Here is a 13047-nt window from a genome sequence, read left to right on the forward strand (position 1 = left end):
TCCTTCCCCGCCTCACGGGACGGACTTAAAGGTTGCGATCTGGGTGTGACGCTATCACAGGCAAAAGGCCCCGGTTCGCTCCGTACGAGCGCACCGGGGCCCACACCGTCAGCCCAGCAGAGACGGCTTGACTTTCTGCAACCGGCCGAGAAGGCCGTTGACGAACCGGGGCGAATCGTCGGTGGACAACTCCCTGGCGACCGCAACGGCTTCGGACACGGCCACGGCATCCGGGATCTCGCCGTTGTAGAGCAATTCCCATGCGCCCACGCGCAGGACGTTCCGGTCCACGGCGGGCATCCGGTCCAGGGTCCACCCTTGGGAGTAGGTTTCCAGGAACTCGTCGATGTCTTCGGCGTGATCGTAGAAACCCTCGAGAATGTCCACCGTGTACGGGTTGATTTTGGAGGTGCTGTTGTCCCGACGGCGGTTCAACGCGGCCTGGATGGACTCGTCGCGCTGCTCCGCCTCAAACAAAATTTCTACCGCACGAACGCGGGCTTTACTGCGTGCGCCGCTCACTCGTTGACGCGTCCCAGGTAGTCGCCGGTGCGGGTGTCGACCTTGACCTTGGTGCCCTGCTCGAGGAACAGCGGCACCTGGATCTGGTAGTCGGTCTCCACTGTGGCGGGCTTGGTGCCACCGGTGGAGCGGTCACCCTGCAGGCCCGGCTCGGTGTAGGTGATCTCCAGGACGACCGACGGCGGCATCTCGATGTACAGCGGGGAACCCTCGTACATGGCAACGGTCACGTTCTGGTTCTCCAGCATGAAGTTGGCGGCGTCACCCACGACAGCGGCGGGAACCGTGATCTGGTCGTAGGTGGAGTTGTCCATGAACACGTAGTCTTCGCCGTCCTGGTACAGGTACTGGTACTCACTGCGGTCCACCGTGGCGGTTTCGATCTTGGCACCGGCGTTGAAGGTCTTGTCGACCACCTTGCCGCTGGTCACGTTGCGCAGCTTGGTGCGAACGAACGCGCCACCCTTGCCGGGCTTGACGTGCTGGAACTCGATGGTCTGCCACAGGTTCCCGTCGAGCTTGAGGATGGTGCCGTTCTTGATGTCGTTGCTGGTTGCCACGGATTCACTTTCTCGTCGGAAACATCAGTGCAAAGATTCTGGGGGCGTTAAGCCGAACCAGTGTATCGCGCCCGGCGCAGTCCACGGTTGCCGGACCGTTAGTCGGCGATCTCCTGATAGCACGCGAAGAGGATCGCGGGGTCCGGCACCTCCATGATGCGTGCGGAGCCCGCCCTGTCGAGAACCACGAAACGCAGCAGGCTCCCGCGGGTCTTCTTGTCGCGTTTCATCACCTCCAAAAGCCGCGGCCACTGGTCCGCGCGGTAGGTCACGGGCAACCCCAGGGACGCGAGGATGTCGCGGTGGCGGTCCACGACGTCGTCGGCGAGGGTGCCGGCGGCCCGCGCGAGTTCGGCGGCGAACACCAAGCCCACCGAGACCGCGGCGCCGTGGCGCCACTGGTAGCGCTCATTGTGTTCGATGGCGTGACCGAGCGTGTGACCGTAGTTGAGGAATTCACGGCGCCCGGATTCCTTGAGGTCCGAGGAGACCACCTCGGCCTTTACCCGGATGGCGCGCTCGATGAGCTCACGCACCACGGGTGACTGCGAATCCCGCACCGCCTGCGAGTTCCCCTCGATGAGGTCCAGGATCACGGGATCGGCAATGAACCCGCACTTGACCACCTCGGCCATGCCGGTCAGGTACTCGTTCTCCGGAAGGGTCTTGAGCGAATCGAGATCGCACACGACCGCGGCCGGGGGGTGGAAAGCACCCACCAGGTTCTTGCCCTCCGCGGTGTTGATGCCGGTCTTACCGCCCACGGCGGCGTCGACCATGCCCAGCAGTGTGGTGGGCAGGTGGATCACGCGTACGCCGCGCAGCCATGTGGCGGCCACGAAACCACCCAGGTCGCTCACGGCCCCGCCACCCACGGTCACCACCGCGTCCGTGCGGGTGAAGTCGGAGGTGCCCATGATCTGCCAGCAGAAGGCCGCGACCTCAACGCGTTTGCCTTCCTCGGCGTCCGGGATCTCGGCCACGAAGCTCTGGATCCCCGCCTCCTTGAGATCCTGCTGGACCAGGTCACCGGTGGCGCGCAGGGCGCGGGGGTGGATGATCAGGACTTTTTTGACGCGTTCTCCCAGCAGTTCGGGAACCCTGCCCAGGAGCCCGTTGCCCACGAGCACGTCGTAGCGGTTGTCGGGGGTGTCTCCCCGAACGGGAATGGTGGTCACCGAATCAGTCACGCTGTGGCGTCCCTTCGTAGTTCTGTCAAAGCTCTGTGCAGTTGGTGGACCAGCGAGCCGACGCGCCGGCGCCCCGTGCCGTCCAGCCGGATCGTGGCGAGCCGCTCGTAGGTCTCGCGCCGTTCGTCCAAGATTTCTCGCCAGCGTCGTTCCGGGTCCGGCTGCAGCATGGGGCGGGTCTTGTTGCCCGTGATCCGCGGGCGAACCGTTGCCTCGTCGACCTCGAGGTAGATCACGGTGTGACCTGCCAGCAGGTCCTGGACCGCCGGGGTCATGGGTGCCCCCCCGCCCAGCGAGATCACCGCGTTGCGATAGCGTGCGTCCGCGAGCAGGCCGGTAACCACCCCGGCCTCGATCTCCCGGAAATGCTGCTGCCCGTGCGCCGTGAACAACGCCGGGATCGGGCCGTGCTGTGCCTCGATCACGTGATCGGCGTCCACAAAGTCCAGGCCGTACCGCTTGGCGAAATGATGTCCCAGGTGTGACTTTCCCGCCGCCATGGGTCCAATGAGGATCAACGGCGTGGGCAGAGAACTCACGAAAGGTCCCCGCGCACCTCATCGAGGGCCGCGAGATCCGACGGGTCGGCCAGAACGGAAGAGGTTCGCAGGTTGTCCGGAATGGCCGCCATGTAGGCGTCCATGTTGCGCACGGTCTCCGTGATGGAATCGCCGCCGAACTTCTCCAGCGCGGCCTGGGCCAACACAAGAGCCACCATGGCCTCGGCGACCACACCGGCAGCCGGAACGGCGCACACGTCCGAGCGTTGGTGGTGGGCCCGGGCGGCCGCACCCGTGGAGACCTCCACGGTGTGCAGGGCACGGGGCACGGTCGCGATCGGCTTCATGGCCGCACGCACACGCAGCAGGTCACCGATGGACATGCCGCCCTCGATGCCTCCGGCGCGGTTGCTCACGCGGTGCACGGAGTGATCCGGACCGGGCAGTGTCTCGTCGTGGGCGCGGGTACCGGGGCGAGCGGCGGTACGGAAACCGTCACCCACTTCAACACCCTTGATCGCTTGGATGCCCATGAGGGCCCCGGCCAGGCGGGCATCGAGGCGGCGGTCCCAGTGGACGTAGGAACCCAGCCCCGGGGGTAGCCCCTCCGCCAGGACCTCCACCACGCCGCCCAGGGTTTCGCCCGCCTTGTGGGCGTCGTCGATGGTTGCGACCATCGCGTCCGAGGTGGTCTTGTCGAAGCAGCGCAACGGATCGGCGTCGAGGGCCGCCACGTCACCCGCGGTGGGCAGTGCGGCGTCGTCGGGTACCGTCACCTCGGCAATCGCGGTCGTGTGGGACACCAGACGCACGCCCAGTGCGGTAAGGATCTGCGTGGCGACGACGCCCAGGGCCACGCGCGTCGCGGTTTCGCGAGCGGAAGCTCGTTCCAGGACGGGGCGGGCCTCGGCGAAACCGTACTTCTGCATCCCGGTAAGATCGGCGTGACCGGGGCGGGGGCGCGTCAGCGGGGCGTTCCGAGCGCGACCCTCGAGCGTGGCCGCGGCCACGGGGTCGGAGCTCATGACATCCTGCCACTTGGGCCATTCGGTGTTGGCGATCTCAATGGCCACGGGCCCGCCCTGGGTCAGACCGTGCCGGACACCGCCCAGGATACGGACCTTGTCCTGTTCGAACTTCATGCGTGCGCCGCGGCCGTAACCGAGCCGACGGCGGGCCAGGGCCCGTTGAATCATCTCGGTGGTCAGTTCCACCCCGGCGGGAACACCTTCGATGATTCCCACGAGGGCCTCGCCATGAGATTCTCCGGCCGTGAGCCAACGCAACATGTTCTACTCCAGTACTCGGTTGAGGGAACCCGTACGGGCTCCCGGAAAAGCAAGAAAAACTCAGGTCAGCGGTCCAGGTGGGCCTCACGGACCCGTTCGGGGATCACGCGTTCGGGGCGGTCCACGGCCCGGCACATGGCCGCCGTGACCTCGGCTTCACGAGGGACGGGTCGATCCACGCGGCCCAGGGCGAACCAGCGCACTTGGTCGACCGCCTGAAAGATCAGCATATCCACTCCGGGCGCAATGGCTCCGCCCGCGTCACGCCACGACCGAGCGATGGCCGAGGGCCAGGGATCGTAGGCCGCGTCCAGGAGCACACCGTTCACCTTCGCACCCAGGACCCCGAACTCCGCCGCGAGTTCGTCGGCGCCGTGGGGAGGCAAGGTGGAGATCACCGCGTCGTAGTCCACCAACGACGCCGCTGCCTCACACCACGCGCGCACGGTGACGGCCGCGCCGATCCTCCCGGCGGCGTGGATGACCTTCCCGGCTCGTTGCGGGGACCGTGTGAACACGTCGATCGACGGGGCGCCCAGCTTGTGTAATGCTGCGACGGCCGCCGTGGCCGTGCCACCGCCACCGAGGATGGCGCAGCGGGGTTGCGCGGGGATCGCGCGCGCCGCGGTCAGCGCGGCCATGATGCCGGTGACGTCCGTGTTGTCCGCCACGGTGGTGCCGTCCGCCCGGAATACCAGCGTGTTGGCCACTCCCAGGGCACGAACCAGCGCGGTGCACTCATCGGCCTGCTCCGCGGCCAGGGCCTTGAGTGGCATGGTCACGGAAAATCCACGCCAGTGTCCCTCGGCCGCGCGGTCTTCCCAGAAGCGGTCCCAGTCCTGCGCGGGAACATCACAGCGTGAGTAGTCCCATGGGGCACCCAGCACGCGGTAGGCGGCTGTGTGCAGAACCGGTGACAGGGAGTGCGCCACCGGGTGGCCCAGCACCGCTGCGGCGTTTCGCTCCATGACTGCTCCCCTGCGAATCAGCTACACCGGCCCTCGTTGTCGGAACACCATTGCTGGTATTGCTCCACGTTGCGATTGTGTTCCTCGAAGTTCTCGGCAAACTTGGTCTCGCCCGTGTCGAGGTTCACGGTCACCCAGTAGTAGTAGTCGTTGTCATCCGGGTTTGCGGCGGCCTTGATCGACTCATCACCCGGAGAACCGATCGGACCCACGGGTAATCCCGGGTGGGCAAACGTGTTGTACGGGTTGGTCTTATCGCGCTTCTCCTCGTCGGACACGTGGTAGGAGCGCTTGTCCAGGCCGTAGGTCACGGACGCGTCCGACTGGATCAGACCGTTGGTCTCATCATTGGGGCGGTCGATGCGGTTGTAGATGGCACCTGCGACCTCGGGGTAGATCTCCGGGACGCCCTCGAACTCCACCAGCGAGGCCACGGTGATCACCCGGAACCATTGATCCTCGGGCACCTCGTTGTTGTTCAGCGTGGCCTTGGTGCGGTCCACCATTTCTTGGATGATTTGTTCCGCGGTGGCGTCCAACGGGAACCGGTACTCACCCGGGTGCAACCAGCCTTCGAGGGTGGGGAACTCTTCTGGAATGGCGAAGCGATCGGTGTCTTCCTTGAACGCCTCGAACTCGGACTTGTCGAGGCCCGTGGACTCGCTCAGGGTCTGGAAGGTGTCGTCAATACGCTGGGTCTGTGCAACAGCGGCGTAGTGCGAGGCCTCCCCGCGTTCCATCATCACGTCAATGACGGCGTCCGAACTCATGTGGGTCTTGAGCTGGTAATCGCCGGGTTGGATGAAGTCCTCCGGGTAGCGTTCCTGGAAGGTTTCCACGAAGTAACCGGCGTTGGCCACGACATCCTGGGATTCCAAAGAATTCGCGATCTGACCGGTGGACTGGCCCTCGCCCACGGTGACGTTGACGTCCTGGTCGCCGGCGCCGTTGTAGTCCTTGCGTTCAAACAGTCCGAAGGCGGAGCCGAGGACGGCCACCACGATCAGCAGCGCGGCAATGAACAACGCAATGGCGGTGGCCAGGGACGCACGGGAGCGGCGCTTCTGGCGGGCTGCCGTTTCCGGGGAGACGTCATGGTGTTCGAACGCGCCGGACAGACCCGCCCGCGAGCTGGGCTCGTCCGGGTCCAGCGTGCCCAGCAGGCCGCCGGACGTGGCCGAACCAGCCTCGCCGCCCTGTTGCGGGCCGCGGTGGGCCTTGTTATCTCGTGGCTGCTCGCTCACGAATGATCTCCGTCCGCCGTAGTCCGTGGTCTTCGGATATTTTCGGCGTTCTGCCGAGAACATCGTCCATTATCCGCGATCTAAGTGTCGATGGGGAAACCGGGTTCGGTTCCCGTGGACCTGCCCTGATCTATGGCCGACTGCAGGAATGTCACGGCAGCCATTTGATCAACTTTGTCCATGTGGTGCCTCCGGGATACCCCCGCATCCAGAAGGGACTGGTGCGCTGCAACCGTGGACAGCCGCTCATCCACCAACCGCACCGTTGTTTCGCACTGACGTGAGCGTAACCGATCCTGCAGGGCGGTTGCGTAGTGTCGGGCCATTTCGGTGGATCGATTTTCCTGACCGTTGAGGCTGCGTGGCAGTCCAACGTACACCGTGACCACGTGGAATTCCTCGCACATGCCCGTGATAATTTTCACATCGAAACGCTTCTTGCGGTTCTTGTCCCGCGTGACCGTCCGATGCGGCGTGGCCAGCACACAGTCCGGATCGGTCAGGGCGATTCCCACCCTGACCGATCCGACGTCCACACCCATGCGGGTGCCTTTCACGAACGTCTCGCTCACGCGCCCGCTAATGCAAGGATCTGTTGGCGCACGGCCTCGAGTGCGTCGTCGATCTTGGCCGGGTCCGATCCACCGCCCTGGGCGACGTCCGGCTTGCCGCCGCCACCGCCACCCAGCACCCCGGCTGCGGTGCGGACGAGCTGGCCCGCGGCCAGCCCGGCCTCGCGAGCGGCGTCGTTGACGGCCACCACAATGAGCGGGCGGTCATTGGCAACACCCGTGACGGCGACGACGGCCGGTTCGGAGCCCAGCCGAGTGCGCAGATCCAGCGTGAGCGAACGCAGAGCGTCCGCCGAAGCGACCTCCCCGGCATGATGCAGAACCGCGGTGACCGGGCCCAGCCGCTGCGCGTCGTTGACGAGCTGACCGGCCCGGGCCTGCATTTGCTGCTGCCGCAGAACGGTGAGCTGACGCTCGGTCTCCTTGAGCTTGTCGAGGGTCGCCGCAATCCGCTCGGGCAGCTCAGCGGTCGACTGGACCTTGAGCATGCCGGTGAGCTGACTGACCAGGGTGCGCTCGGCGGCCAGGTGATTGAACGAGTTCAGGCCCACCAGGGCCTCCACGCGGCGGTTGCCGGAGCCCACGGACTGCTCCGAGACGAGCGAGAGCGAACCCAGCTGAGCCGTGGAACCCACGTGAGTACCACCGCACAGTTCACGCGACCACGGGCCGTTCATCTCGACCACGCGCACGTTCTCGCCGTACTTCTCGCCGAACAGGGACATGGCCCCCAGCTTCTTGGCCTCGGCCAGCGGCATTTCCTGGGTGATGACCTCGAAGTCGTCGCGGATGGCCGTGTTGGAGATCTGTTCGATCTCCTGCATCTGGGATACGCTCAGGGCGGTGCCGTGCGAGAAGTCGAAACGCAGGTAACCCTCCTTGTTGAACGAACCACGCTGTACGGCGTCCGGGCCGAGCACGTCGTGCAGGGCCGCGTGCACCACGTGGGTGCCCGAGTGGGCCGCCTCGCCGTCGTGCCGGCGGCGGGAGTTCACGCGAGCGGTGACCGCAGCGCCCTGGGTGACCTCACCCGACGTGACCGTGACGCGGTGCACGGACAGTCCCTTGACGGGCTGCTGGACATCCAGGACTTCCAGGGAGAAATCCGGGCCCTCGATGACACCCACGTCGGCGGCCTGGCCACCGGCCTCGGCATAGAACGGGGTTTCCTCCAGCACCACTTCCACCTGATCGCCGGCGATGGCGGCGGGGACGGTCACGCCGTCGGAGAGCACGGCGCGCACCGCTGTCTGGGTCACCAGTTCGGCGTAACCGGTGAACACGGAACCGTGGTCATCGAGCATGCGGCGCAGCTCGGACAGATCCGCCAGGGCGCCCTTCTTGGCGCGCGCATCCGCTTGTGCGCGTTCGCGCTGTTCGCTCATCAGACCGCGGAAGGCCTTCTCGTCCACGGATACCCCGGCCTCCGCGGCCATTTCCAGGGTCAGGTCGATCGGGAAGCCGAACGTGTCGTGCAGCGCGAAGGCGTCCGCGCCACTGACAACCCGCTTCTCCGTCTTTGCCTGGGTCACCGCGTGCTCGAGGCGAGCGGTGCCCGACTCGATCGTCTTGAGGAACGCCTTTTCTTCCGCGTACGCGATCCGGGAGATCCGCTCGAAGTCATCGGCGACCACCGGGTAGACGCCCTTCATGGCGTCCCGGGACGCGGGCAGCAGCACGGGCAGGCACGGTTGCATGACCCCCAGCAGGCGCATGGAACGCACGGCGCGGCGCAGCAGACGGCGCAGGATGTAACCGCGACCCTCGTTGGCGGGGCTCACGCCATCGGCGATCAGCATGAGCGAGGAACGGATGTGGTCGGCAACCACCCGCATCCGGACGTCGTCGTCGTAGCCTTCCTGCTCCGCTTTCTCGGTACCGCGGTAGGTCCGCCCGGACAGCTCGGCGGCGGCGTCGAGCACGGGACGGACCTGGTCGGTCTCGTAAAAATTTTCCACACCCTGCAGCAACATGGCCAGGCGCTCCACGCCCAGGCCGGTGTCGATGTTCTTCTTGGGCAGGTCGCCGAGGATCTCGTAGTTCTTTCCCTGCCCCTCACCGCGCTGGTACTGCATGAACACGAGGTTCCAGATCTCGATGTAGCGGTCGTCATCGACCGCCGGACCGCCCTCCTTGCCGTAACGGGCGCCGCGGTCGTAGAAGATCTCGGAGTCGGGCCCGGCGGGGCCGGGTTGACCGGTGTCCCAGTAGTTCTCGTCGCGGCCCATGCGCTGGATGCGCTCTTCGGCAATGCCGACCACATCACGCCAGAGGTCGTAGGATTCCTGGTCGCCCTCGTACACCGTGACCCACAGGCGTTCGGGGTCCAGGCCGAAGCCACCCTTGTCCAGCGGTGCGGTCAGTAGCTCCCAGGCCATGGGGATGGCCTTCTCCTTGAAGTAGTCGCCGAAGGAGAAGTTGCCGGCCATCTGGAAGAACGTGCCGTGGCGGGCGGTCTTGCCGACCTCGTCGATATCCAGGGTGCGGATGCACTTTTGGATGGACGTGGCCCGCGGGAACGGTGCGGTCTCCTGTCCCAGGAAGTACGGGATGAACGGCACCATGCCGGCAATGGTGAACATCGCGCCGGGCTGGTGGGACACCAGCGAGGCGGACGGCACCACGGTGTGACCCCGGCTTTCGAAATAGCTCAGCCAGCGTTGGGTGATCTCGTGCGAAAGCATTACCGGTTATTTCCTTCTGATGATTGACCGCGATGGATGATCTCGGTGGATTCTACGTTGTCCTGCTCGCCCACCACAGTGTGCGGGCCGTGCGAGCCGGGGTGGCCGGCGGTGTGATCGACCGGGGTGCGCACATCGAATTGTTCGCGTAATTGCGCCTCGCGTTCGTTCATCCCGACCTTCACCCGCGCCGCAAATTCCTGCAGATGGCCGGTCACCGCCCGTACGCGCTGCACGGCCGAACCGGAGCGCAGTCCCACATCGGTACTCCGACGCCGCTGCAGTTGCCCCGCGATCGTCTCTCGTGTCTGCGGGTTGTTGGCCGCGCGGGTCGCTATGCTTCCCGCGACGGCGCCGGCGGCGATCAGCGCCAGTTTGGACCACATTCCCATGGCTTGTCCCTTCTGATCCGGCTCAACTAGTGGGTGGCTCGGGTGAATTCACGGCCCGGGCGGAACTCAGGCCTGATCGTTCACCGGTCCGGTGCCCTCCGAGGCGGGGCCGCCGCGGGGTCCGGGGTCCTGCTGAGGGGTGAAAGCGCGGCGCAGGCCGTGGGAGAACGACGCGACCTTGATGAGCGGCTGCCCCACCGTGGAAGCAACCAACGAGGACAGCGCAGACACATTCGCGGAGGCGTCCGAGACGTTGGAGGTGATGCCGTCCACCTTCTCCAACTGGGTGTTGGTGGTCGAGACCGTGCGGGTGACCTCGTCGATCAGCGGTGCGGTCCCGTCATTCAAGGAACGGATGGTCAGGCGCAACTCATCGAACACGCGACCGAGCTTGACGATCGGGACCGCCAACAAACCCACGAGCACGGCAAAAACGCCGGCGGCAATCAGTCCCGCAATATCTCCACCGTCCATGGGGCGACCCGTACCTCTCGTGTGTTGTCCTCGGTGTATGACGCGGTGCCATCGGGTGGCACGGCCGAAGGGAAACTCTACCCAACGTTGCTGGGGGTGCGGTTCAGCCACTCCCCGAAAATGCGGACAGCCCGCGGCCGAAGCCACGGGCTGTACGCTCCGCTCACCAGAAACCGGGCGCGCGGGAGAAAAGCATTACGCCATGCGGGCGTAGTACTCGACCACGAGCTGCTCTTCGCAGGTCACGGGGACCTCGGAACGCTCGGGCTTGCGGGTCAGCGTTGCCTGCAGACGGTCGATCGAAACGTCCAGGTAACCCGGGGTGTCGGGCAGGACGTCCTGGTGAGCGCCGGTGGCGGCCACCTGGAACGGAACCATCTTCTCGGAACGCGGGTGCACGTGGATCATCTGACCCGGGCGCACGCGGAACGACGGGCGATCCACCCGCTGGCCGTCCACCATGATGTGGCGGTGGACAACGGCCTGACGGGCCTGAGCCATGGTGCGAGCGAAACCGGAGCGCAGCACCAGAGCGTCCAAACGGGTCTCGAGCAGACCGATGAGGTTTTCACCGGTCTGACCCTCAACGCGCTTGGCCTCAACGTAGGCGCGGTGCATCTGCTTCTCGCGGATGTCGTACTGGGCGCGCAGGCGCTGCTTCTCGGTCAGACGCACCTTGTAGTCCGAGTCGGACTTACGGCGGGCACGGCCGTGCTCACCGGGAGCGTACGGGCGGCGCTCGAAGTACTTCTCGGCCTTCGGGGTCAGTGCGATACCGAGGGCGCGGGACTTGCGCACCTGACGGCGCGCACGCAATGCGTTGTTAGCCATGTTGCCTTTCATGCGGTCGACGGTGCACGCACGGTGGTGCGTGAACCGATCTGTGTGGTACTGGCCTCCATCGCGCGGGAATGGGTCCCGGCAGGAGAGGTGCGGATCAGCCGCAATCCGTCATTGCCTACAGTTGGCTCACATGCTCCGCGCCGTGAGGGTGCCACGGGTACGAGGTCATGACTGAGCACAGCTTGCCAGCCAGCGTTCAACTATAGCCGATTCAGTCCACGTCCTGATCCACCCAATCCAACGACTTGGTCACAGCCTTGCCCCAATTACGGAACAACTTGTCGTTGGCCTCGGTCTCACCATTGGGCTTCCAGCGCTTGTCCTCGGCCCAGTTCTCGGTGATTTCATCCAGATCGGCCCAGAAACCCACCGCCAGGCCCGCCGCGTAGGCCGCGCCCAGGGCGGTGGTCTCGGTGATCTTGGGGCGAATCACGGGCACGTCCAGCTGGTCCGCCTGGAACTGCATGAGCAACTCGTTGGCCGTCATGCCACCGTCCACCCGCAGTTCCACGAGGTCCTGGCCGGAGTCCTTGTTCATGGCCTCGACCACTTCCCGGGACTGGTAGGCGGTGGCCTCCAGCACGGCGCGGGCAATGTGTTCCTTGCGCACGTACCGGGTCAGACCGACCAGGGCACCGCGGGCGTCCGGGCGCCAATGCGGTGCGAAGAGTCCGGAGAACGCCGGCACGAAGTACGCCCCGCCGTTGTCCTCCACATCCCTGGCGAGACCTTCGATTTCCTTGGCGTCCTGGATGAGGCCCAGGTTGTCGCGCACCCATTGCACCAGGGATCCGGTCACGGCAATGGAACCCTCCAGCGCGTAGACGGGCTTCTGGCCCTCGATTTGATAGCACACCGTGGTGATCAGCCCGTTCTCGGACTGCACCGGCTGCTCACCGACGTTCATCAGCAAGAAGTTGCCGGTGCCGTACGTGTTCTTGCCCATGCCGGGCTCGAAGCAGGTCTGACCGAACATGGCGGCCTGCTGGTCACCCAGGATGCCGGCAATGGGCACGCCGCCCACAAAGCCTCGTGAGCGGCCCTTGCCGTAAACCTCGCTGCTGGAACGGATCTCGGGAAGCATGGACATAGGGACGTCCATGGCATCAGCCAGGTCCTTGTTCCAGCTCAACGTCTCGATGTTCATCAGCAGCGTGCGGGACGCATTGGTGACGTCCGTGACGTGCACCCCGCCGTTGGGACCACCGGTCATGTTCCACACGAGCCAGCTGTCGGTGGTGCCGAACATGAGCTCACCGGCCTCGGCCTTCGTGCGAGCGCCGTCCACGTTGTCCAGGATCCACTTGATCTTGGGACCGGCGAAGTAGCTGGCCAGCGGCAGGCCCGTGCGCTTGCGGAAGCGATCCACTCCCCCGTTCTTCGCGAACTCGTCCACGATCGCCTGGGTGCGAGTGTCTTGCCACACAATGGCGTTGTAGACCGGCTTACCGGTGGTGCGGTCCCACACGACCGTGGTTTCACGCTGGTTGGTGATGCCCACCGCGGCGATATCGTCCTTGGTGAGTTCGGTTTCGGCCAGGGCATCGGCCACGACGCGGCGCACGTTGCTCCAGATCTCGGTGGCATCGTGTTCGACCCATCCGGCGCGCGGGAAGATCTGTTGGTGCTCCTGCTGACCGACGCCGATGATGCTGCCGGAGTGATCGAAGATGATGGCCCGGGTGCTCGTGGTTCCCTGGTCGATGGCCATCACGTACCGGGCCTCGGTGGCGCCGTTGGCGTTCTTGCCGTTCGTGGCGGTGGTGCTGGATCGCTTGGTCATGGTGGTAACTCCTCACATCGTTGTGG

At 65.5% G+C, this 13047-nt stretch carries 13 protein-coding genes; all 13 read right to left on the reverse strand.

From position 1 onward, the window contains the following. Nucleotides 1-108 precede the first annotated feature (108 nt). The 13 genes from nusB to glpK all read right to left on the reverse strand — a co-directional run bounded on the left by nusB (nucleotide 109) and on the right by glpK (nucleotide 13021). Nucleotides 109-522 carry a transcription antitermination factor NusB gene (gene nusB / locus ABEA06_RS10660; RefSeq protein WP_345311476.1) on the reverse strand — a complete coding sequence of 138 codons (414 nt, stop codon included), beginning with the start codon at nucleotides 520-522 and terminating at the stop codon, nucleotides 109-111. Next, nucleotides 519-1082: an elongation factor P gene (efp, locus tag ABEA06_RS10665; RefSeq protein ID WP_303381550.1), complete on the reverse strand. Its 564-nt coding sequence runs from the start codon at nucleotides 1080-1082 to the stop codon at nucleotides 519-521. The genes nusB and efp overlap by 4 nt, the downstream gene beginning before the upstream one ends. A 98-nt stretch (nucleotides 1083-1180) precedes the next feature. Then, nucleotides 1181-2272: a 3-dehydroquinate synthase gene (gene aroB / locus ABEA06_RS10670; protein WP_345311477.1), complete on the reverse strand. Its 1092-nt coding sequence runs from the start codon at nucleotides 2270-2272 to the stop codon at nucleotides 1181-1183. Continuing rightward, nucleotides 2269-2811, reverse strand: a complete 543-nt coding sequence (locus tag ABEA06_RS10675; protein ID WP_303381548.1) for a shikimate kinase — start codon at nucleotides 2809-2811, stop codon at nucleotides 2269-2271. Before ABEA06_RS10675 ends, aroB begins: the two co-directional genes overlap by 4 nt. Next, nucleotides 2808-4061 (reverse strand): chorismate synthase, encoded by a 1254-nt coding sequence (aroC, locus tag ABEA06_RS10680; protein WP_345311478.1) that lies wholly within the window; start codon nucleotides 4059-4061, stop codon nucleotides 2808-2810. The genes ABEA06_RS10675 and aroC overlap by 4 nt, the downstream gene beginning before the upstream one ends. A gap of 65 nt (nucleotides 4062-4126) precedes the next feature. Beyond that, nucleotides 4127-5029 (reverse strand): shikimate dehydrogenase family protein, encoded by a 903-nt coding sequence (locus ABEA06_RS10685; RefSeq protein ID WP_345311479.1) that lies wholly within the window; start codon nucleotides 5027-5029, stop codon nucleotides 4127-4129. Between the two features lie 17 nt (nucleotides 5030-5046). After that, nucleotides 5047-6273 (reverse strand): endolytic transglycosylase MltG, encoded by a 1227-nt coding sequence (gene mltG / locus ABEA06_RS10690; RefSeq protein WP_345311480.1) that lies wholly within the window; start codon nucleotides 6271-6273, stop codon nucleotides 5047-5049. Between the two features lie 80 nt (nucleotides 6274-6353). Continuing rightward, nucleotides 6354-6845, reverse strand: a complete 492-nt coding sequence (ruvX, locus tag ABEA06_RS10695; protein ID WP_345311481.1) for a Holliday junction resolvase RuvX — start codon at nucleotides 6843-6845, stop codon at nucleotides 6354-6356. Continuing rightward, the gene (gene alaS / locus ABEA06_RS10700; RefSeq protein WP_345311482.1) at nucleotides 6842-9529 is read right to left on the reverse strand and encodes an alanine--tRNA ligase; all 2688 of its coding nucleotides are present in this window, start codon (nucleotides 9527-9529) and stop codon (nucleotides 6842-6844) included. Before alaS ends, ruvX begins: the two co-directional genes overlap by 4 nt. After that, on the reverse strand, nucleotides 9529-9921 hold the full coding sequence (locus ABEA06_RS10705; RefSeq protein WP_345311483.1) for a hypothetical protein: 393 nt from the start codon (nucleotides 9919-9921) through the stop codon (nucleotides 9529-9531). The genes alaS and ABEA06_RS10705 overlap by 1 nt, the downstream gene beginning before the upstream one ends. A gap of 66 nt (nucleotides 9922-9987) precedes the next feature. Further along, on the reverse strand, nucleotides 9988-10395 hold the full coding sequence (locus tag ABEA06_RS10710; RefSeq protein WP_345311484.1) for a DUF948 domain-containing protein: 408 nt from the start codon (nucleotides 10393-10395) through the stop codon (nucleotides 9988-9990). Nucleotides 10396-10590: 195 nt separating this feature from the next. Further along, the gene (gene rpsD / locus ABEA06_RS10715; protein ID WP_190780452.1) at nucleotides 10591-11226 is read right to left on the reverse strand and encodes a 30S ribosomal protein S4; all 636 of its coding nucleotides are present in this window, start codon (nucleotides 11224-11226) and stop codon (nucleotides 10591-10593) included. 223 nt (nucleotides 11227-11449) lie between these two features. After that, the gene (glpK, locus tag ABEA06_RS10720; RefSeq protein WP_345311485.1) at nucleotides 11450-13021 is read right to left on the reverse strand and encodes a glycerol kinase GlpK; all 1572 of its coding nucleotides are present in this window, start codon (nucleotides 13019-13021) and stop codon (nucleotides 11450-11452) included. Nucleotides 13022-13047: the final 26 nt, after the last annotated feature.

This window comes from Kocuria gwangalliensis (assembly GCF_039544365.1).
GTDB lineage: Bacteria > Actinomycetota > Actinomycetes > Actinomycetales > Micrococcaceae > Kocuria > Kocuria gwangalliensis.

Excerpts from the sequence above, each read along its gene's own strand:
- aroC (WP_345311478.1), bottom strand. The coding sequence starts at position 4,061 with ATGTTGCGTTGGCTCACGGCCGGAGAATCTCATGGCGAGGCCCTCGTG.
- ABEA06_RS10685 (WP_345311479.1), bottom strand. The coding sequence starts at position 5,029 with ATGGAGCGAAACGCCGCAGCGGTGCTGGGCCACCCGGTGGCGCACTCC.
- alaS (WP_345311482.1), bottom strand. The coding sequence starts at position 9,529 with ATGCTTTCGCACGAGATCACCCAACGCTGGCTGAGCTATTTCGAAAGC.
- ABEA06_RS10705 (WP_345311483.1), bottom strand. The coding sequence starts at position 9,921 with ATGGGAATGTGGTCCAAACTGGCGCTGATCGCCGCCGGCGCCGTCGCG.
- ABEA06_RS10710 (WP_345311484.1), bottom strand. The coding sequence starts at position 10,395 with ATGGACGGTGGAGATATTGCGGGACTGATTGCCGCCGGCGTTTTTGCC.
- rpsD (WP_190780452.1), bottom strand. The coding sequence starts at position 11,226 with ATGGCTAACAACGCATTGCGTGCGCGCCGTCAGGTGCGCAAGTCCCGC.
- glpK (WP_345311485.1), bottom strand. The coding sequence starts at position 13,021 with ATGACCAAGCGATCCAGCACCACCGCCACGAACGGCAAGAACGCCAAC.